Origin of the sequence: Limosilactobacillus reuteri (assembly GCF_002254085.1) — a bacterium.
In the GTDB taxonomy this organism is placed as follows: domain Bacteria; phylum Bacillota; class Bacilli; order Lactobacillales; family Lactobacillaceae; genus Limosilactobacillus; species Limosilactobacillus reuteri_K.
Genome location: NZ_NGPY01000001.1, coordinates 42,373 through 66,876 on the forward strand (window position 1 = coordinate 42,373; position 24,504 = coordinate 66,876).

Sequence of the window (24,504 nt, forward strand, 5' to 3'; positions counted from 1 at the left end):
TATCTTTTAAGGGGAGGCTGGGAATTAACTCAGTCTCTTTACTTTTTAAAGGTATTTATACAGTAGCGCGGTAGCTGGCTGGATTCCGAACGTTGATAAATCAACGTCCGGAACGCCTAGCCATCCTCGCAGGGGTGGGAAGACGAAGTCGCAAGCGACTTCTTTCCCACTCCCTCTTTAATCATTTAAAATAAAATGAAAGAAGGTGGAAAGATTGGCAAATCCAATCGTAGCAGTTGTTGGTCGTCCGAACGTTGGAAAATCAACATTATTCAATCGTATTGCGGGAGAACGGATTTCAATTGTTGAAGATACTCCTGGTGTTACTCGAGATCGTATTTATGCTCATGCTGAATGGTTAGGAAAACATTTTAGCATGATTGATACTGGTGGGATTGAAATATCAGATCAACCATTATTAACACAGATCCGTCAACAAGCAGAAATTGCTATTGATGAAGCAGATGTAATAATCTTCGTTGCCGATGTAGAAAACGGTGTAACTGATGCTGATGAGCAAGTAGCACGAATTTTATATCGCTCTAATAAACCAGTGGTCCTAGCTGTTAATAAAGTTGATAATCCAGAACGACGTAGTGATATTTATGATTATTATTCCCTTGGTTTAGGTGAACCTTATGCAGTTTCAAGTGTTCACGGGATCGGAATGGGTGACCTTTTGGATGCTGTTATTAAAGAGTTTCCTGATAACGCCGCTAATGATGAAGACGACTCCATTCACTTTAGCTTTATCGGTCGTCCTAATGTCGGAAAATCATCACTAGTTAACGCAATTTTAGGTGAGAACCGGGTAATTGTATCTAATGTTGCCGGAACTACCCGTGATGCCATTAATACTCAATTTGAAACAGCAGATGGACAAAAATTCACAATGGTTGATACTGCTGGAATTCGCAAAAAAGGAAAAATTTATGAGAACACTGAGCGTTATTCATTGATGCGTTCCATGCGGGCAATTGATGATAGTGATGTTGTACTTGTTGTCCTAAATGCAGAAGAAGGTATTCGTGAATTAGATAAGCACATTGCTGGATATGCTCATGAAGCAGGATGTGGGGTTATTATCGTCGTTAATAAGTGGGATACATTAAAAGAAAAAGACCACCGAACGATGACAGATTTTACTAATCTGATTCGGCAAGAATTCCAGTACCTCAGTTATGCACCAATTATTTTCGTTTCGGCGAAGACAAAGCAACGGTTAAATCAATTACCGGGATTGATCGAAGAAGTATATCAACATCACCGTCAACGGATCCAATCGGCTGTCTTAAATGATGTTTTAATGGATGCAATTGCTGCCAATCCGACTCCAACACAAAATGGTCGGCGTTTGCGAGTATACTATGGGACACAGGTTGCAACCGAACCACCAACATTTGTTATCTTTGTTAATGATCCAGAGTTAATGCACTTCTCCTATGAGCGTTATTTGGAAAATCAAATTCGGAAGGCCTTTGACTTTTCTGGTACACCGATCCATTTAATCAAGCGTCAACGACAGTAAAAGTTAAAGAATTCATTGTAAAATGAAAAAACATTAAAAATGCGGCTAGAAGTTGAGAAAACCGCTTGTCAGCAGGCTTTCACTATGCTAATCTTAACAATGAAATGATACGAACTTCTCGTAGTTATTTCGTTAATTTTGGACCACTCAAAATTAACATTCACAGACGTGAGTTTAACACTCTCGTTATTTGTGGGAGGTGAAACAACATGGCAAACAAAGCAGAATTAGTAAGCAATGTTGCTACTGCAACTGGCTTAACCAAGAAGGATGCTACTGCAGCTGTAGATGCTGTTTTCAGTTCAATTCAAGCATCTTTAGCTAAGGGTGAAAAGGTTCAATTGATCGGCTTCGGTAACTTCGAAGTACGTCAACGTGCTGCACGTAAGGGCCGCAACCCACAAACTGGAGAAGAAATCAACATTCCTGCAAGCAAGGTACCAGCATTCAAGCCTGGTAAAGCTTTAAAGGACGCTGTTAAGTAATTAACAGTTAAATGTTAAAAAGAGACTAGGAAAGAATTTACCCTTCCCAGTCTCTTTTCTTTTTAAAGGCCTGTTCAATGCTTAAAATCATCGATTGTGATATATTTAAAAGTGATAGTAAAAGGAGGGCATAATATGACCTACTCAGAACAAATGCTTGATCAATTAGAAGCAGGAAAATTAAAAGAAGCCCAAAACTCATTTAAACTCGCACTAATTAATGATGATGATGATATGTTATTTAGCCTTGCGGAGGAATTGTATGCATTGGGCTTTCTTCAACAGGCACGAACGATTTACTTAAAATTATTAGATCGTTATCCAGATGAAGACGAATTAAAGACTAATTTAGCAACGATTGCAATTGATGAAGGACATAATGACGAAGCTTTATCATACTTAGCCCAGATTAAACCAGACTCGCAAGCTTATGTTCAATCATTACTGGTTGCCGCAGATTTATATCAGACTGAAGAAGAATTTGAAGTGACGGAGGAAAAGTTAAAAGAAGCTTACGCGTTGGCTTCCGATGAACCAGCTGTTGAATTTGCGCTCGGTGAATTTTACTTTATGGTTGGCCAATATTCTGAAGCAATCCAATATTACTTCCAACTAATTAAAAATGGATATACTGACTTTGCGAAAGTTGATATTGCGGGACGTCTAGGGATTTGTTACGCTCAGAGCGGTCAGTTTAAGAAGGCTTTAGGGTACTTCAATCAGGTTAAACCGGAATATCAGACTAGTGATATTCGTTTCCAAAAGGGATTGACCCAACTTCAATTAGGAGATACTGAAAAGGCAATAAAAACTTTAGAGGATCTTATTAACGATGATAACCAATATGCGTCTGCTTATCCTGAACTAGCAAAGGCGTATGAAAAGGAAAATAAGTATCAGCAGGCATTACGAGTTGTCCAAGAAGGGCTTAGTGTTGATCAATACAATGAATACCTTTATTCGCTAGCGGCTGAAATTACCAGTCATCTTGGCGATCAAAAGTTAATGAAGAAATACTTGGTAAAGGCACATGAACTTGCTCCAGAGAATATGACGATTACTTTGCAATATAGTAATTTCTTGCTTCACCAACATGATGATGAGGCAAATATTAAGCTTCTGAGTCCGTTGGTAAAAGAAGATGAAACTGATCCACAATTATATTGGAATCTAGCGCGGTCATATCAGCGAACCGATCAACTTGAATTAGCCGGAAAATATTATGAAGCTGCTTTACCGGCGTATAGTGAAAATCCAACATTCTTAAAAGAATTAATTAATTACTACCGCGAGACTGGTGAAACTGATAAGCTAATGGATGAATTGGAACACTATCTTCGGTTAGTCCCAACAGACACTGAAATGCAAGATCTCTATGACCAATATGAAGATTATAAATAATTTTTAATTTAAATGAGATAGGAAACGTTAACGATTTTAGCCGTTCTTTACGTTTCCTGTCTCTTTTTAGTAGTAAATTAATTTGTTATAATCAACTTTGATTATCAAAATGAGGACATGATTAAATGAAAATAAAACAATTACCAGCTATATTTGAACCAGCACGCCCTGTTTTACAAAAAATAGAGGAGGCTGGCTACGAAGCATATTTTGTTGGCGGTTGTGTCCGTGACACTATCTTACATGACGAGATTCATGATATAGATATAGCAACGAGTGCTTACCCTAGTGAAATAAAGGCGATTTTTAACCATACTGTTGATACCGGAATTGAACATGGTACAGTTATGATTCTTGACCATGGAACGGGATATGAAACAACTACTTTTAGAACCGAATCAGGTTACCAAGACTATCGCCGTCCTGATAAAGTGACTTTTGTTCGTTCATTAAGTGAAGATCTCCAACGTCGAGACTTCACAATTAACGCCCTCGCCTTACGTGAAGATGGGGAAGTTATTGACCTATTTGACGGACTAGAGGACCTGCAAAAGCATCTTATTAAAGCAGTCGGTAACCCTAATGAACGTTTTCATGAAGATGCTTTACGGATGATGCGGGCTGTGCGTTTTGCAAGTAAGCTTGATTTTGTCATTGATACTGCAACGTTGAAAGGGATTAAAGAAAATGCACCATTATTAGAAAAAATTGCAGTTGAACGAATCCGGGTTGAGCTAGAAAAACTATTATTGGGCCAAAATCCAGTAGCGGGCTTAAAAGATTTTATTGCGACTGGTTTGTACCAATATTGTCCAGGATTGGAAAATGCGCAAGCTGCTTTGTCGGCTTTATTAATCCTTAACCAATGGCATTTGGAGAATGAGGCTCAATTGTGGTCAGTTCTAAGCTTACAACTCCAGCTTGATCAAAAAGAAATTGGTAAATTCTTAAAGAAGTGGAAGACAGCAAATGACTTAATTGCGCAAGTAAAAAAAATAGTTCCAGCAGTCCAAGCAATTCGTCAACGTGCGCTTACACCAGCGCTAATGTTTAATACTGGTGAAACAGCCCTCCATGATGCTAATCAAGTAGCTAAGTTATATGGATGGGCAATTAATGATGAGGAATTACAAAAAGCTTATCAAAAATTACCAATTAAAAACGCTAAAGAACTAGCGATTGATGGTCGAGTATTAATTACTAAAGCAGGGGTGAAACCGGGACCATTGATGGGAAAGATTCTTCAGCAATTAACGCTGGCAGTGGTAAATGGTGAGATAGCTAACGATGCAATAGTCTTATTAGAAAAAGTAGAAGAGATAACGAAAGAGGGATAATATGCAAACAATGCGTGCAGAGGGTCTAACCAGCACATACGGTGAGAAGACCTTATTTGATGATATTTCGTTTATTATCAATGAAAATGATCGAATTGGACTGATTGGTGTTAATGGAAGTGGAAAAACCAGTCTTCTTAACGTAATTAGTGGGGAAGTAAATCCAGAAGGCGGCGGACAGATCACTAAGCCTAATGATTACACGATCGGTTATTTAAAACAGCAGCCTGAACTTGATGAAAACAAAACAATCATGGAAGCTGTTTTTGAAGGTAAACAACCAGTCTTTGAAACAATTCGTCAATATGAGCTGGCTCTTGAACGCTTTACAAAGCACCCAGAAGATCCACAAGCAATTGACTGTTACACAAAAATGCAGGCACGGATGGACCAAGAAGATGCATGGGAAGCAGATAGTCGGGTGAAGACGATTCTGACCCAGTTAAAGATAAAAGATGTAAGTCAAAAGATTGCTCAACTTTCTGGAGGACAAAAGAAACGGGTTGGGTTAGCGCAAGTCTTAATTCAACAGCCAGACCTCTTATTGCTCGATGAACCGACTAACCACTTAGACCTTGATTCGGTAGTTTGGCTCCAGGATTTCCTTCGCAGTTATAAGGGTGCTGTCCTCGTTGTTACCCATGATCGGTACTTCCTTGATCAAATTGCAAATCATATCTGGGAGCTATCTTTTGGTAAACTTTATCACTACGAGGGAAATTATCAGGACTTTGTAGCAAAAAAGGCGGAACGAGTAGAGTTAGCTAAAGATACTGAGAAAAAGAATCAACAGCTATATAAAAAAGAATTAGCCTGGATGCGGACAGGTGCAAAAGCCCGTTCCACAAAACAAAAAGGGCGAATCAATCGGTTTCACGAATTAGAAGGAAAAATCGGTAATCTTAAAACCGATGAAGATATTGCTATCAATCTCGGATCACAACGTCTAGGGAAAGATGTTATTCAATTTAAGGATGCCAACTTAAAATTTGATAATCACCAAATCCTCCATGACTTCAATTGGCTTGTTCAGGCAGGCGATCGAATTGGAATTACTGGTGAAAACGGGGCGGGTAAGACGAGTTTATTAAACGTGATTGCCCAACGTGTCCCCCTAGATAGTGGTGTCCTTAAGATTGGTGAAACCGTTAAGTTAGGATATTATACCCAGCAAACAGAAGGAATTGATAATGACAAGCGGATGATTAGTTTCTTATCTGAAATTGCAGATAATGTTACTGATAAGGATGGCAACAAGCTTAGCGTTACCCAGTTATTAGAACGTTTCTTATTCCCTCGTTTTATGCATGGTACTTTGATCAGAAAGCTTTCCGGGGGTGAAAAGCGACGATTATACCTCTTAAAGATTTTAATGCAGCAGCCCAATGTCCTATTGCTTGATGAACCAACCAATGACCTTGATATTGGTACGTTAACAGTTCTTGAAGATTATCTAGATAATTTTGTGGGAACAGTAATTACGGTTTCTCATGACCGCTATTTCTTAGATAAAGTGGCGGACAATTTACTAATTTTCAATGGAAATGGAGATATCGAGCGTTATACGGGACGGTTTACAGATTATTTAACTGCTAAAAAGGAAGAAGCAGATAAGGACAAAGAACTTAAAAATGATCAAAAAGCCCTTGCTAAAAAGCAAGTAAGTGAGCAAAAACCAGCTAAGAAAGAAAAAACAAAACTTACTTATGCTGAACAACTCGAGTGGGATCATATTGATGAAGAATTAGATGCCCTTGATCAACAGCATCAGCAATTAGAAAATGAAATGGCCGAAGCAGCAAGCGATTATACGAAAATTGCTAAGTTACAGAAGCAGCTAAATGAAATACAAGAAAAAATTGATGAAAAGACAGCTCGTTGGGAGTATTTAAGCACATACGTTGACGAGTAAAGGAAAGGAAAAATAAGGATGGCAACAAATGTAAATGAAGAGCAATACTTAGACTTAATCCGTTATGTTTTGGCGAATGGACATCAAAAGGGTGATCGGACAGGAACAGGTACTAAATCTGTTTTCGGATATCAGATGCGATTTGACCTAAGCAAAGGTTTTCCTATTTTAACGACCAAGAAAGTCCCATTTGGCTTGATTAAGAGTGAATTACTATGGTTTTTACGCGGTGATACCAACATTCGCTTCTTGCTTCAACACAAGAATCATATTTGGGATGAATGGGCATTTAAGAAGTGGGTGGAAAGTGCTGAATATCAAGGGCCAGATATGATGAACTTTGGTCACCGCTGGCTTAAAGATCCAGAGTTTAAGCAGGTCTATCTCCAAGAAAAGAAGTCTTTCTGTCAGCGAATTCTTGAAGATGATGATTTTGCCCAAAAATATGGCGACTTAGGACTTGTTTATGGAAGTCAGTGGCGAAAATGGAAGACGAGTCAAGGCGACACAATTGATCAAATTGCTAATGTTATCCAGCAGATTAAAACTACTCCGGATTCACGACGGATGATTGTTTCGGCTTGGAATCCAGAAGATGTTCCTTCTATGGCTCTCCCTCCATGTCACACCATGTTCCAATTTTATGTTAATGATGGAAAGCTTAGTTGTCAGCTCTATCAACGAAGTGCCGACATCTTTTTAGGTGTGCCATTCAATATCGCTAGTTATGCCTTATTGACGCATATGATTGCTCATCAATGTGGTCTAGAACCTGGCGATTTTGTTCATACATTAGGGGATGCTCACATTTATCTAAACCATCTTGATCAAGTTAAAGAACAACTGACAAGAACGCCTCATGAAGCTCCTAAATTGATTTTACCTGCTGAACCAAAACCAATCGATCAATATGAAATGACTGATATTAAGTTAGAAGGCTATACTCATGAGCCTGCAATCAAGGCTCCCGTAGCAGTTTAAAAGGAGTGATTCAAAATGAGTGAACTGAATTTAATCTGGGCGGAAGATTTAAATGGTTGGATTGGCAAAGATAATACAATTCCGTGGCATGTTTCTGCTGATATGAAGCATTTTAAGAAAAAAACTACTGGTCACCCAATTATAATGGGGCGAAAAACTTTTGCCTCGCTTGGCAATAAACCGTTGCCTAAACGGGAAAATATTGTGCTTACCAGTCAGAACATAGATGCTGAAGGAGTGAAAGTCGTTCATTCTTTAGCTGCCCTTAAAGAATATCTTAAAGCAAATCCAAACGAATATTTTGTAATTGGAGGGGCAACCATCTATCAACAATTACTCCCAATGGTGACAAAGTTAACACGCACGGTAATAAATAAGCAAATTGTTGGGGATACAAAAATGCCAACGATCGATTATGACCGTTGGCACTTAGTAAATTACAATAATTATGAAAAAGATGACCAGCTAATTTGTCGTTTTGAAGAATGGGAACTAAACGTATAAAAGAATTGAGAAATACATTAATATCGTTCCAATGAGGACAAAGATATGCCAAATCAAATGGGTATATGCCGTTGGCCGGCTATAGAAGAGGGCACCAAGTGTAAAGGAGAGTCCTCCTAGTAGGAGCAAGCCGAAGCCAACTGGACCAAGTGCATGCCAGAGAGGCATGAAGGCGACTAGACATAGCCAGCCCATTAGAATGTAAATAATGGTTGAATATTTACTTTTATGTTTTAACCAAATACATTTATACACGATTCCAATAACAGATAGGCCCCAAATCACGCCGAAAATTGACCAGCCTAACCAGCCACGGATACTAACTAAACAATAGGGAGTATAGGTTGCAGCAATAAGCACAAAGATCATTGAATGGTCGAGAATTTGAAAAACCCGTTTGGCTCGTGTAAAGATCAAGGCATGAAATAAGGTTGACGAAAGGTAAAAAAGAATTAAAGCACTTCCGTAAATAGTAAAGGTAACAATTCGCATGGGACTACCAGTATGAACAGCTCTAATAATTAACAAGATCAAGCCAGCGATCGATAGTCCTGCCCCGATCCCATGAGTAACCGCATTACCTATTTCTATTAACAAAGTACGCCGATCTCTTGTCTTTTTTTGTGTATCCATCAAAAAACCCCTTTCTAAAGACCAATGAATTTTTAAAATATTTTTGTTATACTAAATAAATAGTAATTGATCCTACAAAATTAGATAAAATTGAGTATAATAGTACTTGAAATAAATTATCTAGTTCTCAATACTAGATAATTATAGCACAAATTGTTCAGGAAGAGTGGTAAGTTTCATGGCAAAGATAAAAATTGTTTGTGACTCATCAGCAGGATTAACTGATGAAGAAATTAAAAAATATGACATTACAATTATACCATTAAGCGTAATGATCGATGGGACGGTATACGTTGAGCGTGAAACAATTACAAACGAACAGTTCCCTGAAATGATGAAGAATGCTAAGTCACTACCAAAGACTTCCCAACCACCAATTGGAAAGTTTGTCGATGCGTTTGATAAGCTAGGCGAAGATGGTAGTGAAATATTATGCGTTACAATGATGGAATCAATTAGTGGGACCGTCCACGCGGCTGAACAAGCGGCTGGAATGACGAAGACAAAAGTTACAGTCTACGATTCCCAGTCAACCGACCAAGTAATGGGCTTTGAAATACTTGAAGCCGCCCAAGTGATTGAAGACGGTGGCAGTGTTGAAGATGCAATTGCTAAGATGAAAGAAGTACTTAGTAAATCTGAACTTTACTTGGCAATTGATAACCTTGATAATTTAGTTGCTGGTGGACGAATCAGTAAATTTGCTGGTGCTATTTCTAACCTGTTAAACATTAAAGTTATGCTCCATGTGTATGATGGTCAGATTCACATTGAATCAAAAGGCCGGGGCATTAAATCAATGCATAAAGAATGGGATAAGATTTTAGATGAGATGGCACGGGGACCAAAAGTTAAGCGAATTGGAATTTCTCATGTCGATGCTGGCAAAGAAGTAGAACGTTTATTAGCAAAACTAAAAGAACTTTATCCAGAAATCGAGGTTACTGTTCGAGAGACAGTGCCGATTATTGCAACCCACACTGGAATGGGTGCTTGTTGTTTGCTATACTATACAGAATAATCTTTGATAAAAATAGGTGGAGAGAGTGGAAAATAACAGCCTTGTGGCAACGCGAAGCTAGTTCCACGTTATCTCACTATTGTTCATAAAAGCGGTTGAGGCTGAGAGAAAGCAAAAAGTTTTCTCCCAGCCTCTATCTTCTTAAAATTTTAAAATAAAGGACTATAGAATAGATGAAAAAGTGGACTAAATGGCTATTATTATCGCTTTTGGCTATTATGATTATTGGTGGGGGATGGTATACTGTTAACCACTTTATAAATTTAACCAGTAATAGTTCAAAAGTTGTTAAACCAAAATATGTTGAAAAGAAAAATGTAAAGCTTGTTGCACTAGGTGATTCCCTTACTCACGGTCAAGGGGATGAAACTAATAATGGTGGGTACGTTGGGGTAATTAAGGAAAAAATTGAACACCGTTACCACCAAACCAAGGTGACAACAGTCAATTACGGGGTAACAGGGGACCGATCCGACCAGATTCTTGACCGGTTAAATCAGCAATCTCAATTACGTAGTGACATACGGAGCGCGGATGTGATTACGATGACTGTTGGTGGAAATGATCTGATGCAAATCTTGGAAAAAAACGTAATGGGCTCTGAACGGCAAGTTACCAGTAGTGTTGAAAGTGGCGAAAAGACTTATCAACAAAAATTAATTAAGCTATTTGATGCAGTTCGAAAGGAAAATCCTAAGGCTCCTATTTTTGTGATGAGTATTTATAATCCTTTCTATACCTATTTCCCAGATGTAACAATTATTAACAAGTCAATTAATCAATGGAACCAAACTACGCAAGATACAATGAATAATTATAAGTCAATGTATTTTGTGAACATTAATAAGTTGATGTCATACGGTCAGTATCAGACTAAGAGTCAACAACAACAGCTGATCAAGGAAGAAGAGAAGGCTAACCAAGGGCAGGTCAGTCAAAAGCGGGTAATTGAAATTATGAATCATAAGGATAAGAACCTTAATAAATATATTTCAACAGAAGATAATTTCCATCCTAATCATACGGGATACGTCAAAATTGCTGACCAATTATTTAAGGTAATGCAAAAAAATGATAGCTGGGAATTCACACGGAGGTAAAAATGAAAAATTCTGAAGAAAAAAAGATTAATTGGTGGAAATGGGCCTTTTTTTGCTTAGTAGCCTTGATTGTAATTAGCTGTGGGGTTGTGTTAAACAAGGCGACTGCACCGACTCCTGCTACTACAACTAGTAAAGCAGTAAAGCCAAGCGATTCATCAGTAACGGTTGAATTGAATAAAAAACAGGTGAATGCTTTAGCTGCTAATTACCTGAATCAGTTTTTAAAAGGGCAAAAGATCCGTTATGATTTTATTGTTGGCGATCAGTATGCTACCTTGACAGGAAATACTAAGTTTCTAGGGGCTAAGGTGCGATTTGCCATTAACTTTATTCCTGAACGATTAAGTAACGGAAATGTCTTATTACGCGCTAAGGGACTTTCAGTTGGACGGTTAAATATCCCGATCAAATTTGTGATGGGTTACATTGCAAAGAATTATAATATTCCTAAATGGGTAAGAATTAACCCACAAAAGAAGACAGTTTTATTAGATCTTAACCGTTATAGCAAGCACCCTTCTCTTAAGTACTCGGCTCAGGAAATTAACATGCAAGAAGGACGGTTTAAGTTTTTAATCACAGTCCCAACAAGTAATGACTAATATTGGAGGAAATCAAAATGAGAATGAGTTTTTATCAGTTTTTAATGACTCAACGAAATCCGAATAGTGCAGATGAAGTTCAACAGTTTGCAAACAACGCATTTTTGGATACTACTTTTCCTAAGCATTCAGAGGATTTTGATGAAGTTTCGCATTATTTAGAAGAAAATGCTGACTATTTGCCATCAATGACAATTTTTGATGAGGCTTGGCAACGGTATATTGATGCAATGAATTAGAAAAGAAGGGAGAAAGTCAAATGGCAACAATTCAATGGTTCCCAGGACACATGGCAAAAGCATTACGCCAAATTCGTGAACAAATGCCACTAGTAGATGTTTTATTTGAGCTAGTAGATGCTCGTGTCCCCTATTCGTCACAAAATCCAGAAGTGGCACTAGCTGCAGGAGAAAAACCCAAACTTTTAATTATGACAAAAACGGACCTAGCAGACCAGAAACGATTAAATGAATGGATTAAATACTTTGAGCAACATAATCAACCAGTTCTTGCCCTCGATTCACGCCAAAATAACGTGGCAAAAGTTGTAACGGCTAAAAGTAAAGAGATATTAAAAGATAAATTGGCAGAAGAAAAAGCCAAGGGAATGAAAAAGAGACCAATTCGGGCAATGTGTGTTGGTGTTCCTAATGTAGGAAAATCAACCCTTTTAAATCACCTGGTAAAAAAGAACGTCGCGGCTACTGGAAACCGTCCAGGGGTCACTACTGGACAGCAATGGTTACGGTCATCAGCAGAATTGGAATTACTCGATACTCCTGGTGTCCTTTGGCATAAATTTGCTACTCCTAAGCAAGGGATAATGCTGGCTTTAACAGGAGCAATTAAAGATAGCTTATACGCAAAGGATGATGTAGCATTGTTTGCCCTTGATTACTTGCGGCAACACCAGCCAGAAGTGTTAAAGCAACGTTACCACTTAACTGATGCAGATCTGGACGAATCGGTTACCAATCCGGATTTACTATTAACGATTACTGCTAAAATGGGCTTTCGTGATGATTATGACCGGGCTAGTGAACGGTTGATTTTTGACTTGCGAAAAGGAAAATTAGGACCAATCACTTTAGAAGTACCTGCTGACCTAAATGAGGATGGACTAAATGAATAAGGAAACCATTAGTCAAATTAAGGCCCGTTTACAAACTATTACAGATGCGACTGATCCTTACTTGCAAACTATTTGTGATGATTCGCGCAAGGGTGTTCAAATGGCAATTCAGCAATTTGAGCGCCGGCTTGCACGGCAGAAGGAAGCTGAAGAGGCGTTCAATAACCGGTTCAAATATGAAAAGTACTATTGGGAAAATGGATGTCAGTATGTTGCAGGGATGGATGAAGTAGGAAGAGGACCATTGGCTGGGCCAGTGGTTACTTGTGCAGTAATTTTAAATGCAGATTTTGACCTGATAGGGGTAACTGATTCTAAACAATTAACTAGGCATGAACGGGAAAATTTATATTTACGGATTGTTGAAGAGGCGGTTGAAGTTAGCATCGCAGTGAATGATGCGCCAGTGATTGATCAAATGAATATTTATGCTGCCACCCAGGATGCAATGATTCGGGCAGTTAATCACCTTCATCATCGGCCAGATCATTTGATTGTTGATGCTGTCCCGTTAGCAATTGATATTCCCCAGACAACTTTGATCAAGGGGGATCAAAAGAGTATTAGCGTTGCTGCAGCTAGTATTGTCGCAAAAGAATACCGTGATCACCTAATGCGGGACTATGATTATGTTTATCCAGGGTATGGTTTTGCACAAAATATGGGTTATGGAACTAAAGAACATTTAGCCGGCTTAGAAAAAATGGGGGCAACTCCTATTCATCGGCGTTCTTTTAATCCTGTTCCAAAATATTTAAATTAAAAAATGCATTTTCAAAAAGCTTTCGTATATAAATATAAGGAGGCTTTTTTATGTTACAAGTAAACGATTTTCTATTACGGTTAAGTTTGTGTCGCGGAATTGGCTTAGTTTCAAAGTATCGTCTATGGGAGTGTGCTCAACAGGCACGCTGCTTTAATAATATTGACTATTTGATTGTCCATGCAAATGTTAGCTTACGAAGTGCATCGTCATTAAAAAATAATTGGGCCAGTCCAGAGCTTGATCAAGCAGTGGCCTTAAACAGTCAGGAACGATTTATTACGATTGCGGATCCGTTATACCCGATGACCCTAAAAGAAACGTACTGTCCGCCCTTGGTATTGTTTTATCGTGGTAATCTGAGCTTGCTCCATCAGCCTTCAATTGGTGTTGTTGGCACTAGGCAGATAACTAATTATGGACAGAGCGCTTTACGAGGATTGCTGCCACCAGTAATTAAGCGGCAGATAGTAGTAATCAGCGGATTAGCTCAAGGAGTAGATGGTTTTAGCCATGAACTGGCACTAAAACATGGTGGCCTTACTATCGGAGTGATTGGGACGGGTTTAGATCAAGCTTACCCCCGAAATCACCAAACCCTTCAAGATGAGGTGGCCAGACAAGGATTAGTAATTTCTGAATATGGGCGGGGTGAACCACCTGTGGCTTATCACTTCCCAGAAAGAAACCGAATTATTGCAGGTTTAAGCGAAGTGGTTTTGGTTGTCGAGGCAAAGAAAAGGAGTGGCAGTCTTATCACAGCTAATATCGGCTTAGATGAAAATCGGTCTGTATGTGCTATTCCTGGAAGGATTGATGCTCCCTTATCAGTAGGATGTAACAGTTTAATCGCAGCTGGCGCGAAACTAATTCTCAGCGCCCAAGATCTACTAGATGAGTTTCGGCTATATGATTCAAGGGCTTGATTTCTGGTGAGAAGTTAATTAAAATATTTTGTTCAGTTAGAGATTATATTTGACAGATGGTAGTCAAATGGATTAATAATATTATTGAATGAAATATTAAAAATGTTAGGAGCCTACCAGAATGGCAACCAAAACAACCAAATCAACGGCGAAAAAGACAACTCGTCGCCGTTCAAAAACTAAAAAAAATCTGGTGATCGTGGAGTCACCATCAAAGGCAAAAACAATCGGTAAATTTTTGGGCCGGTCCTATAAGGTTGTGGCTAGTTTAGGCCATATTCGGGACTTACCAAAAAGCCGGATGGGGGTAGATATTGAAAATGACTACACCCCTGATTACATTTCAATTCGGGGGAAGGGTGATGTAATTAAGGAACTACGGAAGGACGCTAAAAATGCGAAAGCCGTATATCTTGCATCTGACCCGGACCGTGAAGGGGAAGCAATTGCCTGGCACGTTTCAAATATTTTAAAGCTTGACGATGATCAAAAGAACCGGGTTACCTTTAACGAAATTACTAAGGATGCTGTTAAAGAAGCTTTTAAGGAACCCCGAGAGATTAATATGGATCTCGTAGATGCCCAACAGGCACGACGGGTATTGGATCGATTAGTTGGATATTCAATTAGCCCAATTTTATGGAAGAAAGTTAAAAAAGGCTTAAGTGCTGGTCGTGTTCAATCAGTTGCCCTTTATCTGATTATTCAACGTGAAAATGAAATTAAAAACTTTAAACCAGAGGAATACTGGACAATTGATGCTGATTTCAAGAAGGGTAAAGAAGAATTCAAGGCTAGTTTTTACGGCGAAAATGGTAAGAAGGTTTCCTTGAAGAATAATGATGACGTTCAGGCAATCCTTTCTAAAATCGATAAAAAGAAAGATTTCGATGTTACTAAGGTGACTAAAAAAGAACGTCGGCGGCAACCACAGCCACCATATACGACCTCGACCATGCAACAGGATGCTAACCGTCGTTTGAACTTCCGAACACGAAAGACAATGATGGCAGCACAAATGTTATATGAAGGGATCGACATTAAAGAAGGAGCACCGGTTGGGTTAATTACCTATATGCGGACGGACTCGACTCGAGTGGCGTCAATTGCTAAGCATGAAGCATCTAACTATATTCATGAAAACTATGGTGCGGAATATGCGGCAATAAAACCGGTTAAGGGTAAATTACCTGAAGGGGCACAAGATGCTCACGAAGCTATTCGGCCAACTTCAGTCTATCGGACACCAGCTAAAATGAAGCAATATTTAACCTCCGACCAGTATAAACTTTATAATTTGATTTGGTCGCGGTTTGTGGCTAGTCAAATGACTGCGGAAGTAATTGATACGATGAGCGTTAACCTACAGCAAAATGGGGTCGATTTTCGTGCAAATGGATCAAAAGTTAAGTTCCCTGGGTTTACGAAAGTATATAAGCGGGGAACTGAAAAAGATAACTTGTTGCCAGAATTAACTGAAGGTGACAAGGCAAAAATGATAAAGGACGATCCAGCCCAGCACTTTACCCAGCCACCTGCTCGTTATACAGAAGCAGCTCTTATTAAAACCTTGGAAGAAAATGGCGTCGGTCGGCCATCAACCTATGCGCCAACCCTTGATACGATCCAGCGACGTTATTATGTTCGTCTTGTATCACGCCACTTTGAGCCAACTGAACTGGGTGAAATTGTTAACCGAATTATCGAAAAGCAATTCCCTGATATTGTCAATGTCCAATTTACTGCCGATATTGAAGGCAAACTTGATGAGATTGAAGAGGGCAAGCAGAACTGGATTAATGTTGTTGATAAATTCTATCAACCATTCTCAAAAGAAGTTGATGCAGCTGAAGAAGAGGTTGATAAGATTGAGATGAAAGATGAGCTTGCTGGCACAGATTGTGAAATTTGTGGAGCCCCCATGGTTATTAAAATGGGTCGTTATGGTAAGTTCTATGCATGTTCTCGCTTCCCAAATTGTCGGAATACCAAAGCGATTGTAAAAGATACCGGAATTACATGTCCAAAGTGTGGGCAAGGGACGGTTGTTGAACGAAAGTCAAAGAAGAACCGAACTTTCTATGGTTGTTCCCGTTATCCGGATTGTGACTTTGTTTCATGGGATAAACCAATTGGACGTAATTGTCCTAAGGATGGCCACTTCCTCGTTGAAAAGAAAGTTAAGGGTGGTAAACAGGTTGTCTGTCCAAATGGAGACTACCAAGAAGAAGTTCAGAAGTAAAAATATCACGCTTGTTTTTACTGAATTTTACTTAAATATTTATTGAAAAGGGTTCCAAAATCTGCTATTGTGCGTTTGGAACCTTTTTTATATACTTAATGTTAAACGATTATCAATTGAAGGGATCGATAACAATGATTACTTTACAAAACCAACAATTAACTGTGCAAATTGATGAATTAGGTGCTCAATTACATAGTATTAAACGGGAGGATAACGAAATCGAATACTTATGGCAGGGGGACCCTGCTTCATGGAATCGCCAAGCACCAATCCTCTTTCCGTTCGTTGGCCGCTTAAAAGATGATCAATATCAATATGGCAATCAAACTTATCATCAAACGCAACATGGTTTTGCACGTGATCGAAAATTTCAAGTTATTGAGCAAACACCATCGATGGTTGTGATGGAACAGCATGATGATAGTGAAACTAAGAAGGCATTTCCTTTTTCATTTAGTCTTCAGGTAAAATTCGAATTAGTTGTTGATAAGGTTGAAATCAGTTATGCGGTAAAAAACCCGAGCGGAGATGAAACCTTAATCTATGCTATTGGAGCACATCCTGGTTTTAATATGCCATTAACTGGTGTCGGGAGTTTTGAACAAACAGAATTAAGCATTAAACCGGCAACAGAATATTCACGGATTGTTTTAGATGGCGCCTATAACGATTCAGCTCATCCGCAATTGATTGATATGAAGGATTCGTTATCACTTAATCATGATCTTTTTAATAAGGATGCTATTATTTTCAAAACAGATGGCGGCCATTTTACAGCCAAATTAACAGATACTGTTACTAATCATGGGGTCATAGTTGATACCTTTAATACGGAATACGTGGGTGTTTGGTCACAATATCCAAGTACAGCTCCATTTGTATGTGTGGAACCATGGTGGGGAATAGCTGATAATGCCAATGCTGATGGGCTGCTCCTTCATAAGCAAGGGATGCACCGTCTTGCACCAAATGAAACAGATAATTATCACTTTAGTATTAAGCCATTTTAACGAAAAAATAGGAGACTGTGAAACTTTCCATTTCCAGTCTCCTATTTATTTAGCTTCTTTTCTCGTAAATAATAGCCAAGGCCAAAACTTACCATCGATTCTTTTCCCGATAAAATTCGGTGAATGTTTGATCGGTGACGGTAAAAGACCACTCCTGTTAATATTCCTGCCACGATTGCTAAAATCCAAGCATGAATGAAGAGGGCAATAATGAAAATTGCACTAATCCCTACCATACTGGCGGCACTAACCATACTTGTCAAGCACAAGACAAAGATAAAAATCAAACAGGCAACGACAAAGAGGAGGGGGTTATAAGCTAATAGAATCCCCGCGCTAGTTGCCACAGCTTTTCCACCATGAAAATTATCGAATATTGATACAGTGTGACCAAGACTAGCAAAGAGTCCGATTAATAGTGGGTTAACGGTTCCAGATATCCCTAAAAAGTATGGCTGACTGGCAGCGAGTGTTCCCTTTAGAATATCGATAAATAAAACAACAACGCCTGCCTTAAACCCCAATGTCCGAAAGGTATTCGTTGTTCCGATATTACCGCTACCTAACTTGCGAATATCCTTATGATAAATATACTTACCGATCCAGAGACCAGTTGGGATTGAACCTAATAGGTAAGCAATAATAATCATCCCAATAATTTCAAAAAACATATAAATAGCTCCTTAATAATAGCTTATACAGCTTTTAAGCATAGCATGAATATTTAATTTTAACCACTAGGAAGGCACAATTTGCCATTCTCCAAAGTTTTCAGTATCATTTTAATTATGAATTGAAATTGTGGCTAGTTTAGCTTTACAATTAACAAATGTAAATGGTAAAATAACTTTTCGAACATACGTTTAGGTATAATATTGGCAATGGGAGGTCATTTTGTGGCCAAAGAAAAAGTAAAATATGATGCCTCATCCATACAAGTATTAAAAGGGCTTGAGGCGGTACGAAAAAGACCAGGGATGTATATTGGATCGACTGATTCTCGCGGATTGCATCACCTGGTATATGAAATAGTGGATAATGCCGTTGATGAAGCGTTATCCGGTTATGGTGATGAGATTAACGTCACCATTGAAGCAGACAATGCGATTACAGTTCAAGATCATGGTCGGGGGATGCCGGTGGGAATGCATGCTTCTGGCAAACCGACACCTGAAGTTATTATGACGGTTCTTCATGCTGGAGGAAAATTTGGTCAGTCAGATGGTTATAAGACTTCAGGGGGACTTCATGGTGTTGGAGCTTCCGTTGTAAATGCCTTATCATCACATTTGACCCTGACAATTGTCCGTGATCACGTCCGTTACCAAGAAATTTTTAAGGATGGCGGTCAACCAGTTGGAACATTGAAAAAATTAGGAAAAACCAAAGCGGAGAACGGAACGACCGTCTCATTTAAGCCGGACCCGAAGATTTTTTCAACTACTGTTTATGACTACAATACCTTAGCTAATCGGCTTCGTGAGTCGGCCTTTTTATTGAAAGGGATTAAGATTACCCTTACCGATAAACGAGCTGGTCAAGAAAAACAAGATGTATTCCAGTTTGCCGATGGAATTCAAGAATTCGTTTCTTATCTTAACGAGGGTAAGGATGTTTTAGGAAAGACGCTTTACTTTGATGGAAAACAAGACGGGGTCGAAGTTGAAGTGGCGGCTCAATATAATGATGGTTATTCTGAGAGCTTGCTATCATTTGTCAACAATGTTCGAACTCCAGATGGTGGTACTCATGAAGCAGGATTCCGGAGTGCCTGGACGAAGACTTTCAATGAATACGCAAAAAAGGTTGGTCTGTTAAAGGCTAATGATAAAAATCTGGAAGGTAGTGATGTTCGAGAAGGGTTAACAGCCGTGATTTCTGTCCGGATTCCAGAACGTCTACTTCAATTTGAGGGTCAGACAAAGGATAAACTGGGAACTCCTGAAGCACGGAAAATTGTTGATGCGATTGTCAGTGAGCAGCTTAACTATGCCCTAATGGAAAATGGCGACTTTGCCCAGATGTTAATTCGTAAGGCATTAAAAGCGCGTGAAGCCCGAGAAGCTGCCCGCAAAGCCCGTAACCAAGCCCGTGGTGGTAAACGAAAGGGCAAAAAAGAACGCAATCTTTCTGGAAAATTGACTCCTGCTCAGTCAAAAAATGCTAAGAAAAATGAATTATTCCTAGTCGAAGGGGATTCGGCCGGTGGTTCAGCTAAGCAGGGGCGTGACCGTAAATTCCAAGCAATTTTACCATTACGAGGAAAAGTGCTAAATACAGAAAAGGCGAAGTTAGATGATGTATTAAAAAACGAAGAATTGAATACAATTATCTATACTGTTGGTGCTGGTGCTGGTTCTGAATTTAATGTTGAAGATTCAAACTACGATAAGATTATTATTATGACAGATGCCGATGATGATGGTGCTCATATTCAGATTCTTCTTCTTACCTTCTTCTACAAGTATATGCGGCCAATGATCGAAGCGGGAAAGATCTATATTGCTCTTCCACCACTTTATCGTTTGCAACGGGGACGAGGAGCTAAGACTAATATCACGTATGCGTGGACTAATGAAGAATTAACAAAATTGACTAAAAAGATAGGCAAGGGAGCACAATTACAACGGTTCAAAGGGCTTGGTGAAATGAATGCTGATCAGTTGTGGGAAACGACGATGAATCCAGAAACTCGGACACTAATCCAAGTTCGTATTGAGGATGCTGAATTAGCTGAGCGTCGCGTAACTACCTTGATGGGTAATAAGGTGGAACCACGGCGAGAATGGATTGAAGAAAATGTCCAATTCACGTTAGCCGATGATCAAGAATCCGATAAATTATTTGAGAATAAAGGACAATTACCTCAAACTAAAGAGCCTACAATTAATACATGGAATAAATAGAGAAGGGAATCAAGTTTTGTGAGAAACGGAAAAATTGAACATATGACGCTCGAACAGATCATGGGTGATCGTTTTGGGCGTTATTCAAAATCAATTATTCAAGAACGGGCTTTACCTGACATTCGCGACGGATTAAAACCGGTTCAGCGCCGGATTTTATTTGCCATGAATAAGGATGGAAATACTTATGATAAAGGATTTCGTAAGTCTGCTAAATCAGTCGGGAATGTAATGGGTAACTTCCACCCCCACGGGGATAGTTCAATTTATGAAGCATTAGTCCGGTTAAGTCAGGATTGGAAATTACGTGAACCCCTGATTGAAATGCATGGTAATAATGGATCAATGGATGGTGATCCACCAGCTGCCATGCGTTATACTGAAGCGCGGCTTAGTAAAATAGCAGGTCTAATGCTTCAAGATATCGACAAAGATACAGTTGAGATGGCCTTAAACTTTGATGATACTGAAAGGGAGCCGACAGTTTTACCAGCACGTATTCCGAACTTACTCGTTAATGGAGCAACTGGAATTTCTGCTGGATATGCTACTGAAATTCCAACGCATAATTTAAGTGAAGTTCTGGATGCACTGATTTATCTTATCAAGCATCCAACTGCTTCTTTGGATAAGCTAATGGAATTTATTCCTGGACCTGATTTCCCAACTGGTGGAATCATTCAGGGGATTGATGGCATTCGTAAGGCATACCAGACTGGTCGCGGTCGAGTGGTAGTGCGAGCAAAAACGGAGATTGAAACCTTGCGGGGTGGTCGTCAACAAATTAATGTGACGGAGATTCCTTATGAAGTAAATAAGGCGCAACTAGTTAAGCGGATTAACGATCTGCGCCTTGCCAAAAAAGTTGAGGGAATTGCGGAAGCCCGCGATGAAACTGATCGTAGTGGCTTACGAATTGCAATCGAACTAAAGCGGGGAGCTAATGCGAACGGGATCCTTAATTACTTATTAAAGAATACTGATTTACAGATTAACTATAACTTCAATATGGTTGCGATTGATGACCAGCGACCAATGCGTGTTGGCTTGAAGCGAATTTTGACTTCCTATCTCGAATTCCAAAAAGAGATTATTCGTCGACGGACACAATATAACCTAACGAAGGCTCAGCAACGTTTGCATATTGTCGAAGGGTTAATCAAAGCACTCTCAATTTTAGATAAGGTCATTAAAACGATCCGCGCAAGTAAGAATCGTAAGGACGCAAAGGAAAACTTAGTAAAAGAATACAACTTCACACCTGAGCAGGCCGAAGCAATTGTTACCTTGCAACTTTATCGCTTAACAAATACGGATGTAACTGAGCTAGAAAAAGAACAAGAGCAACTAAACTCGCGGATTAATGAATATCAGTTAATCTTAACTAACGAAAATGAGCTAGCAAAAGTCCTTACTAAGGAAATTAGGGCCATTAAGAAGGAATTTGGCAATCCGCGACGGACTAAGATTGAAAATCATGTTGAAAAACTTGAGATTGATACTAAAGTTACGGTTGCTAACGAAGATGTTGTGGTCTTGGTTTCACATGCGGGCTATATCAAACGAAGCAGTATTCGTTCTTTCAAGGCTTCGGAAGCAGAAGAAAACGGTCTTCGGGAAGACGATTACCCATTATTGATTCAACAAACGAATACCTTATCGCATTTATTTATGTTTACCAACCTTGGGCATATTATTTACCGCCCAATTCATGAAATTGCGGATGCGCGGTGGAAGGATACTGGCGAGCATATCTCACAAACAATCGGCTTAGCAGATAATGAAGAGATCATTAAGGCAATGATTTTTGATAAACTGGATCAACCGGGAACAATTATCATGGGAACCAGCGATGGTCAAGTAAAGCAAACGGCCTTTAATGACTATAAGCCAGGTTCTCGTTACAAGAGTCATGCAAGTGTTGCAATTAAGCTCAGGGATAATGCGCAAGTTGTAAATGTTGATTACTATGAACCAAGCAATGAAAATTGTTCACTATTGACGATTAGTCGCCAAGGATATGCAGTGCGGTATGATGTCGCAGATGTTCCTGTAACAGGGATTCGGACAGCTGGTGTACGTGCCATTAACCTGAAAGATGATGACCAAGTGGCAGACCAAATCTTGGTTAAAGATGGTCAAAATATTGCGGTAATTACCCAGCGAGGAGCATTTAAGGCAATGCCAGTTGATGAAATTGAAATTGGGGCACGAGCACGGCGAGGAGAACTTGTCCTTCGGCGGTTAAAATCACATCCTCATGAAATTGCGGACTTCCTTGCTTATGACCCCGATTATCAGGGAGCTTTTGAGGTTATTACTAACCGACCAGCATTCCAAGATATAATGGCAACTAACCATCATCGAAGCTCAATTAAATCAAACGGGGCTTTTGTAATTGATACTGATACGCAAGGAGAACCAGTAAAGCTTCGAATGAAACAAATGAATGTTTTATCCGAAGAACCTGTTAGTCAAAGCTAAGAAGAAGGCGAAAAATTTGGCATATATTAAAGAAATTCGTGATCTGGTGGGGCATCGTCCCCTAATCATGACTAGTGCTTCTGGAGCGCTTTTAGACCAGCAAGGAGCTGTTTTGCTTCAAGAACGCGCAGATACTGGTGATTGGGGCTTCCCAGGTGGCTATATGGAATTTGGCGAATCTTTTGAGCAAACTGTAAAGCGCGAATTTAAAGAAGATGCGGGAATTGAAATTGTGCCTATCAAACGACTAGCAATCCTTGATCAAGATTTTTATACTTATCCTAATGGTGACCGCGTTCAACCAGTTAATGCTTTTTACTTAGTTGAAGAAACTAGCGCTAAACATTATCAGCCAAAAATTACAGAAACGACGACCACTGAATATTTTCCGTTAGATGAAGAACCGCCACGCTTTTTTAACAGCCAGCATGAACAAATGTGGCAGATCTTAAAAGATTTTACCCATAATTAGGAAAGATATTTAATAATTGTTCTTTAATCTATTAACTTCCATGATAGAATAGAAAATGTAGATTGTTTCACCTACTAGAAATAACTAAGATTAAAGTAGTGAACAAACAGGAGGAATTTATATGAGCAAAGAATTAGTATTTGGACACCAAAAGCCTGATACAGATGCGATTACCGCTGCAATGGCATTTTCATACTTCCAAAACCAATTGGGATACGAAACTGAAGCAGTTGCTTTAGGTGAACCAAATGATGAGACTAAGTTTGCATTGAAGACTTTCGGTATGGAAGCACCACGCGTAATTGAAACTGCTGCAAACGAAGTAGATAAGGTAATGCTTGTAGACCACAACGAACCACAACAAAGTGTTAGTGATATTGATAAGGTCACTGTAACGCACTTAGTTGACCACCACCGGATTGCCGGCTTTGAAACAGCTCAACCACTCTGGGCAACGGTTCGTCCTTACGGTTGTGTAAGTACAATCATTACAGAATTATTCCAAGAAAAGCACATTAATATTCCTGCTAACTTGGCTGGGATGATGCTTTCTGCTATCATTTCTGATACCTTGCTTTTGAAGTCACCAACTACAACTGACCACGATCGTGAAGCTGTTAAGTACTTAGCAAAGATCGCTGGTGTTGAAGACTACGAAAAGTACGGCATTGAAATGCTTAAGGCTGGTACTAACCTTGGTGCTAAGTCTGATGCTGATATCGTTGATGGTGATGCTAAGACCTTTGAACTTGGCGGCAAGAAAGTTCGTATTGGTCAAGTTAACACTGTCGATTTAGATGATGTTTTTGGTCGTCAAGCTGATCTTGAAAGTCAAATGCAAAGTATGATGGACGATAACGATTATGATTTATTCTTATTAATCGCTACTAATATCTTAAACAGTGACTCCGAATTATTAGTTATTGGTGATCCTGCTGAAAAGGTTGAAGCAGCCTTTGGTAAGAAGCTTAACGAAAACAAGCGGATGAATTTACCAGGTGTTGTATCACGGAAGAAACAAGTTGTTCCACCTTTGACTGATGCATTCGAAGGTTAATA

At 39.2% G+C, this 24,504-nt stretch carries 22 protein-coding genes; 20 read left to right on the forward strand and 2 right to left on the reverse strand.

Annotated elements, in window-relative coordinates:
* Positions 1 to 214: 214 nt before the first annotated feature.
* From der to CBG10_RS00230, 7 genes are all read left to right on the forward strand, one after another.
* Complete coding sequence (gene der, locus CBG10_RS00200) at positions 215 to 1,528, forward strand: ribosome biogenesis GTPase Der (protein ID WP_003666051.1); 1,314 nt, start codon at positions 215 to 217, stop codon at positions 1,526 to 1,528.
* A gap of 209 nt (positions 1,529 to 1,737) precedes the next feature.
* A complete protein-coding gene (locus CBG10_RS00205; RefSeq protein ID WP_003666054.1) occupies positions 1,738 to 2,013 on the forward strand; it encodes an HU family DNA-binding protein in 276 nt (91 codons plus the stop codon).
* Positions 2,014 to 2,148: 135 nt separating this feature from the next.
* A complete protein-coding gene (locus CBG10_RS00210; protein WP_094511274.1) occupies positions 2,149 to 3,414 on the forward strand; it encodes a tetratricopeptide repeat protein in 1,266 nt (421 codons plus the stop codon).
* Between the two features lie 125 nt (positions 3,415 to 3,539).
* A complete protein-coding gene (locus CBG10_RS00215; RefSeq protein WP_086878957.1) occupies positions 3,540 to 4,751 on the forward strand; it encodes a CCA tRNA nucleotidyltransferase in 1,212 nt (403 codons plus the stop codon).
* A gap of 1 nt (position 4,752) precedes the next feature.
* On the forward strand, positions 4,753 to 6,663 hold the full coding sequence (locus CBG10_RS00220; protein WP_094511275.1) for an ABC-F family ATP-binding cassette domain-containing protein: 1,911 nt from the start codon (positions 4,753 to 4,755) through the stop codon (positions 6,661 to 6,663).
* 18 nt (positions 6,664 to 6,681) lie between these two features.
* The gene (locus tag CBG10_RS00225; RefSeq protein WP_094511276.1) at positions 6,682 to 7,644 is read left to right on the forward strand and encodes a thymidylate synthase; all 963 of its coding nucleotides are present in this window, start codon (positions 6,682 to 6,684) and stop codon (positions 7,642 to 7,644) included.
* Positions 7,645 to 7,659: 15 nt separating this feature from the next.
* Complete coding sequence (locus CBG10_RS00230) at positions 7,660 to 8,148, forward strand: dihydrofolate reductase (RefSeq protein WP_094511278.1); 489 nt, start codon at positions 7,660 to 7,662, stop codon at positions 8,146 to 8,148.
* On the opposite strand, the gene trhA is transcribed toward CBG10_RS00230, so the two are convergent.
* A complete protein-coding gene (gene trhA, locus CBG10_RS00235; RefSeq protein WP_094504655.1) occupies positions 8,137 to 8,781 on the reverse strand; it encodes a PAQR family membrane homeostasis protein TrhA in 645 nt (214 codons plus the stop codon). The genes CBG10_RS00230 and trhA overlap by 12 nt on opposite strands.
* 178 nt (positions 8,782 to 8,959) lie before the next feature.
* Here trhA and CBG10_RS00240 point away from each other — a divergent pair, with 178 nt between their 5' ends.
* From CBG10_RS00240 to CBG10_RS00280, 9 genes are all read left to right on the forward strand, one after another.
* Positions 8,960 to 9,802 carry a DegV family protein gene (locus CBG10_RS00240; protein WP_094509690.1) on the forward strand — a complete coding sequence of 281 codons (843 nt, stop codon included), beginning with the start codon at positions 8,960 to 8,962 and terminating at the stop codon, positions 9,800 to 9,802.
* 173 nt (positions 9,803 to 9,975) lie between these two features.
* On the forward strand, positions 9,976 to 10,902 hold the full coding sequence (locus CBG10_RS00245; RefSeq protein ID WP_094511279.1) for an SGNH/GDSL hydrolase family protein: 927 nt from the start codon (positions 9,976 to 9,978) through the stop codon (positions 10,900 to 10,902).
* Between the two features lie 2 nt (positions 10,903 to 10,904).
* Positions 10,905 to 11,507 (forward strand): YpmS family protein, encoded by a 603-nt coding sequence (locus CBG10_RS00250; protein ID WP_094511280.1) that lies wholly within the window; start codon positions 10,905 to 10,907, stop codon positions 11,505 to 11,507.
* Positions 11,508 to 11,524: 17 nt separating this feature from the next.
* On the forward strand, positions 11,525 to 11,746 hold the full coding sequence (locus CBG10_RS00255; RefSeq protein WP_094511282.1) for a YozE family protein: 222 nt from the start codon (positions 11,525 to 11,527) through the stop codon (positions 11,744 to 11,746).
* Between the two features lie 20 nt (positions 11,747 to 11,766).
* Positions 11,767 to 12,639: a ribosome biogenesis GTPase YlqF gene (gene ylqF / locus CBG10_RS00260; RefSeq protein WP_066035314.1), complete on the forward strand. Its 873-nt coding sequence runs from the start codon at positions 11,767 to 11,769 to the stop codon at positions 12,637 to 12,639.
* Complete coding sequence (locus CBG10_RS00265; RefSeq protein ID WP_094511283.1) at positions 12,632 to 13,402, forward strand: ribonuclease HII; 771 nt, start codon at positions 12,632 to 12,634, stop codon at positions 13,400 to 13,402. The genes ylqF and CBG10_RS00265 overlap by 8 nt, the downstream gene beginning before the upstream one ends.
* 50 nt (positions 13,403 to 13,452) lie before the next feature.
* Positions 13,453 to 14,328: a DNA-processing protein DprA gene (dprA, locus tag CBG10_RS00270; protein ID WP_094511284.1), complete on the forward strand. Its 876-nt coding sequence runs from the start codon at positions 13,453 to 13,455 to the stop codon at positions 14,326 to 14,328.
* Between the two features lie 121 nt (positions 14,329 to 14,449).
* Entirely contained in the window at positions 14,450 to 16,570 is a 2,121-nt protein-coding gene (topA, locus tag CBG10_RS00275) for a type I DNA topoisomerase (RefSeq protein ID WP_094511285.1), read from the forward strand.
* A 134-nt stretch (positions 16,571 to 16,704) separates the two neighbouring features.
* Positions 16,705 to 17,583, forward strand: a complete 879-nt coding sequence (locus tag CBG10_RS00280) for an aldose 1-epimerase family protein (protein WP_458251631.1) — start codon at positions 16,705 to 16,707, stop codon at positions 17,581 to 17,583.
* Between the two features lie 41 nt (positions 17,584 to 17,624).
* Here the strand turns inward: CBG10_RS00280 and plsY are convergent, their stop codons facing one another.
* Positions 17,625 to 18,254, reverse strand: a complete 630-nt coding sequence (gene plsY, locus CBG10_RS00285; RefSeq protein ID WP_019251605.1) for a glycerol-3-phosphate 1-O-acyltransferase PlsY — start codon at positions 18,252 to 18,254, stop codon at positions 17,625 to 17,627.
* 210 nt (positions 18,255 to 18,464) lie between these two features.
* Here plsY and parE point away from each other — a divergent pair, with 210 nt between their 5' ends.
* The 4 genes from parE to CBG10_RS00305 all read left to right on the forward strand — a co-directional run bounded on the left by parE (position 18,465) and on the right by CBG10_RS00305 (position 24,502).
* A complete protein-coding gene (parE, locus tag CBG10_RS00290) occupies positions 18,465 to 20,489 on the forward strand; it encodes a DNA topoisomerase IV subunit B (RefSeq protein WP_405076826.1) in 2,025 nt (674 codons plus the stop codon).
* A gap of 18 nt (positions 20,490 to 20,507) precedes the next feature.
* Entirely contained in the window at positions 20,508 to 22,973 is a 2,466-nt protein-coding gene (gene parC / locus CBG10_RS00295; RefSeq protein WP_094511289.1) for a DNA topoisomerase IV subunit A, read from the forward strand.
* A gap of 16 nt (positions 22,974 to 22,989) precedes the next feature.
* Positions 22,990 to 23,445, forward strand: coding sequence for an NUDIX hydrolase (locus CBG10_RS00300; RefSeq protein ID WP_003666079.1), 456 nt, complete (start codon positions 22,990 to 22,992; stop codon positions 23,443 to 23,445).
* Positions 23,446 to 23,566: 121 nt separating this feature from the next.
* Positions 23,567 to 24,502 (forward strand): manganese-dependent inorganic pyrophosphatase, encoded by a 936-nt coding sequence (locus CBG10_RS00305; RefSeq protein WP_003666081.1) that lies wholly within the window; start codon positions 23,567 to 23,569, stop codon positions 24,500 to 24,502.
* Positions 24,503 to 24,504: the final 2 nt, after the last annotated feature.

Excerpts from the sequence above, each read along its gene's own strand:
- CBG10_RS00210 (WP_094511274.1), top strand. The coding sequence starts at position 2,149 with ATGACCTACTCAGAACAAATGCTTGATCAATTAGAAGCAGGAAAATTA.
- CBG10_RS00215 (WP_086878957.1), top strand. The coding sequence starts at position 3,540 with ATGAAAATAAAACAATTACCAGCTATATTTGAACCAGCACGCCCTGTT.
- CBG10_RS00220 (WP_094511275.1), top strand. The coding sequence starts at position 4,753 with ATGCAAACAATGCGTGCAGAGGGTCTAACCAGCACATACGGTGAGAAG.
- CBG10_RS00250 (WP_094511280.1), top strand. The coding sequence starts at position 10,905 with ATGAAAAATTCTGAAGAAAAAAAGATTAATTGGTGGAAATGGGCCTTT.
- ylqF (WP_066035314.1), top strand. The coding sequence starts at position 11,767 with ATGGCAACAATTCAATGGTTCCCAGGACACATGGCAAAAGCATTACGC.
- CBG10_RS00305 (WP_003666081.1), top strand. The coding sequence starts at position 23,567 with ATGAGCAAAGAATTAGTATTTGGACACCAAAAGCCTGATACAGATGCG.
- CBG10_RS00205 (WP_003666054.1), top strand. The coding sequence starts at position 1,738 with ATGGCAAACAAAGCAGAATTAGTAAGCAATGTTGCTACTGCAACTGGC.
- plsY (WP_019251605.1), bottom strand. The coding sequence starts at position 18,254 with ATGTTTTTTGAAATTATTGGGATGATTATTATTGCTTACCTATTAGGT.
- CBG10_RS00225 (WP_094511276.1), top strand. The coding sequence starts at position 6,682 with ATGGCAACAAATGTAAATGAAGAGCAATACTTAGACTTAATCCGTTAT.
- CBG10_RS00280 (WP_458251631.1), top strand. The coding sequence starts at position 16,705 with ATGATTACTTTACAAAACCAACAATTAACTGTGCAAATTGATGAATTA.
- parE (WP_405076826.1), top strand. The coding sequence starts at position 18,465 with ATGGGAGGTCATTTTGTGGCCAAAGAAAAAGTAAAATATGATGCCTCA.
- CBG10_RS00255 (WP_094511282.1), top strand. The coding sequence starts at position 11,525 with ATGAGAATGAGTTTTTATCAGTTTTTAATGACTCAACGAAATCCGAAT.
- trhA (WP_094504655.1), bottom strand. The coding sequence starts at position 8,781 with ATGGATACACAAAAAAAGACAAGAGATCGGCGTACTTTGTTAATAGAA.
- CBG10_RS00240 (WP_094509690.1), top strand. The coding sequence starts at position 8,960 with ATGGCAAAGATAAAAATTGTTTGTGACTCATCAGCAGGATTAACTGAT.
- dprA (WP_094511284.1), top strand. The coding sequence starts at position 13,453 with ATGTTACAAGTAAACGATTTTCTATTACGGTTAAGTTTGTGTCGCGGA.
- CBG10_RS00230 (WP_094511278.1), top strand. The coding sequence starts at position 7,660 with ATGAGTGAACTGAATTTAATCTGGGCGGAAGATTTAAATGGTTGGATT.
- CBG10_RS00265 (WP_094511283.1), top strand. The coding sequence starts at position 12,632 with ATGAATAAGGAAACCATTAGTCAAATTAAGGCCCGTTTACAAACTATT.
- CBG10_RS00245 (WP_094511279.1), top strand. The coding sequence starts at position 9,976 with ATGAAAAAGTGGACTAAATGGCTATTATTATCGCTTTTGGCTATTATG.
- topA (WP_094511285.1), top strand. The coding sequence starts at position 14,450 with ATGGCAACCAAAACAACCAAATCAACGGCGAAAAAGACAACTCGTCGC.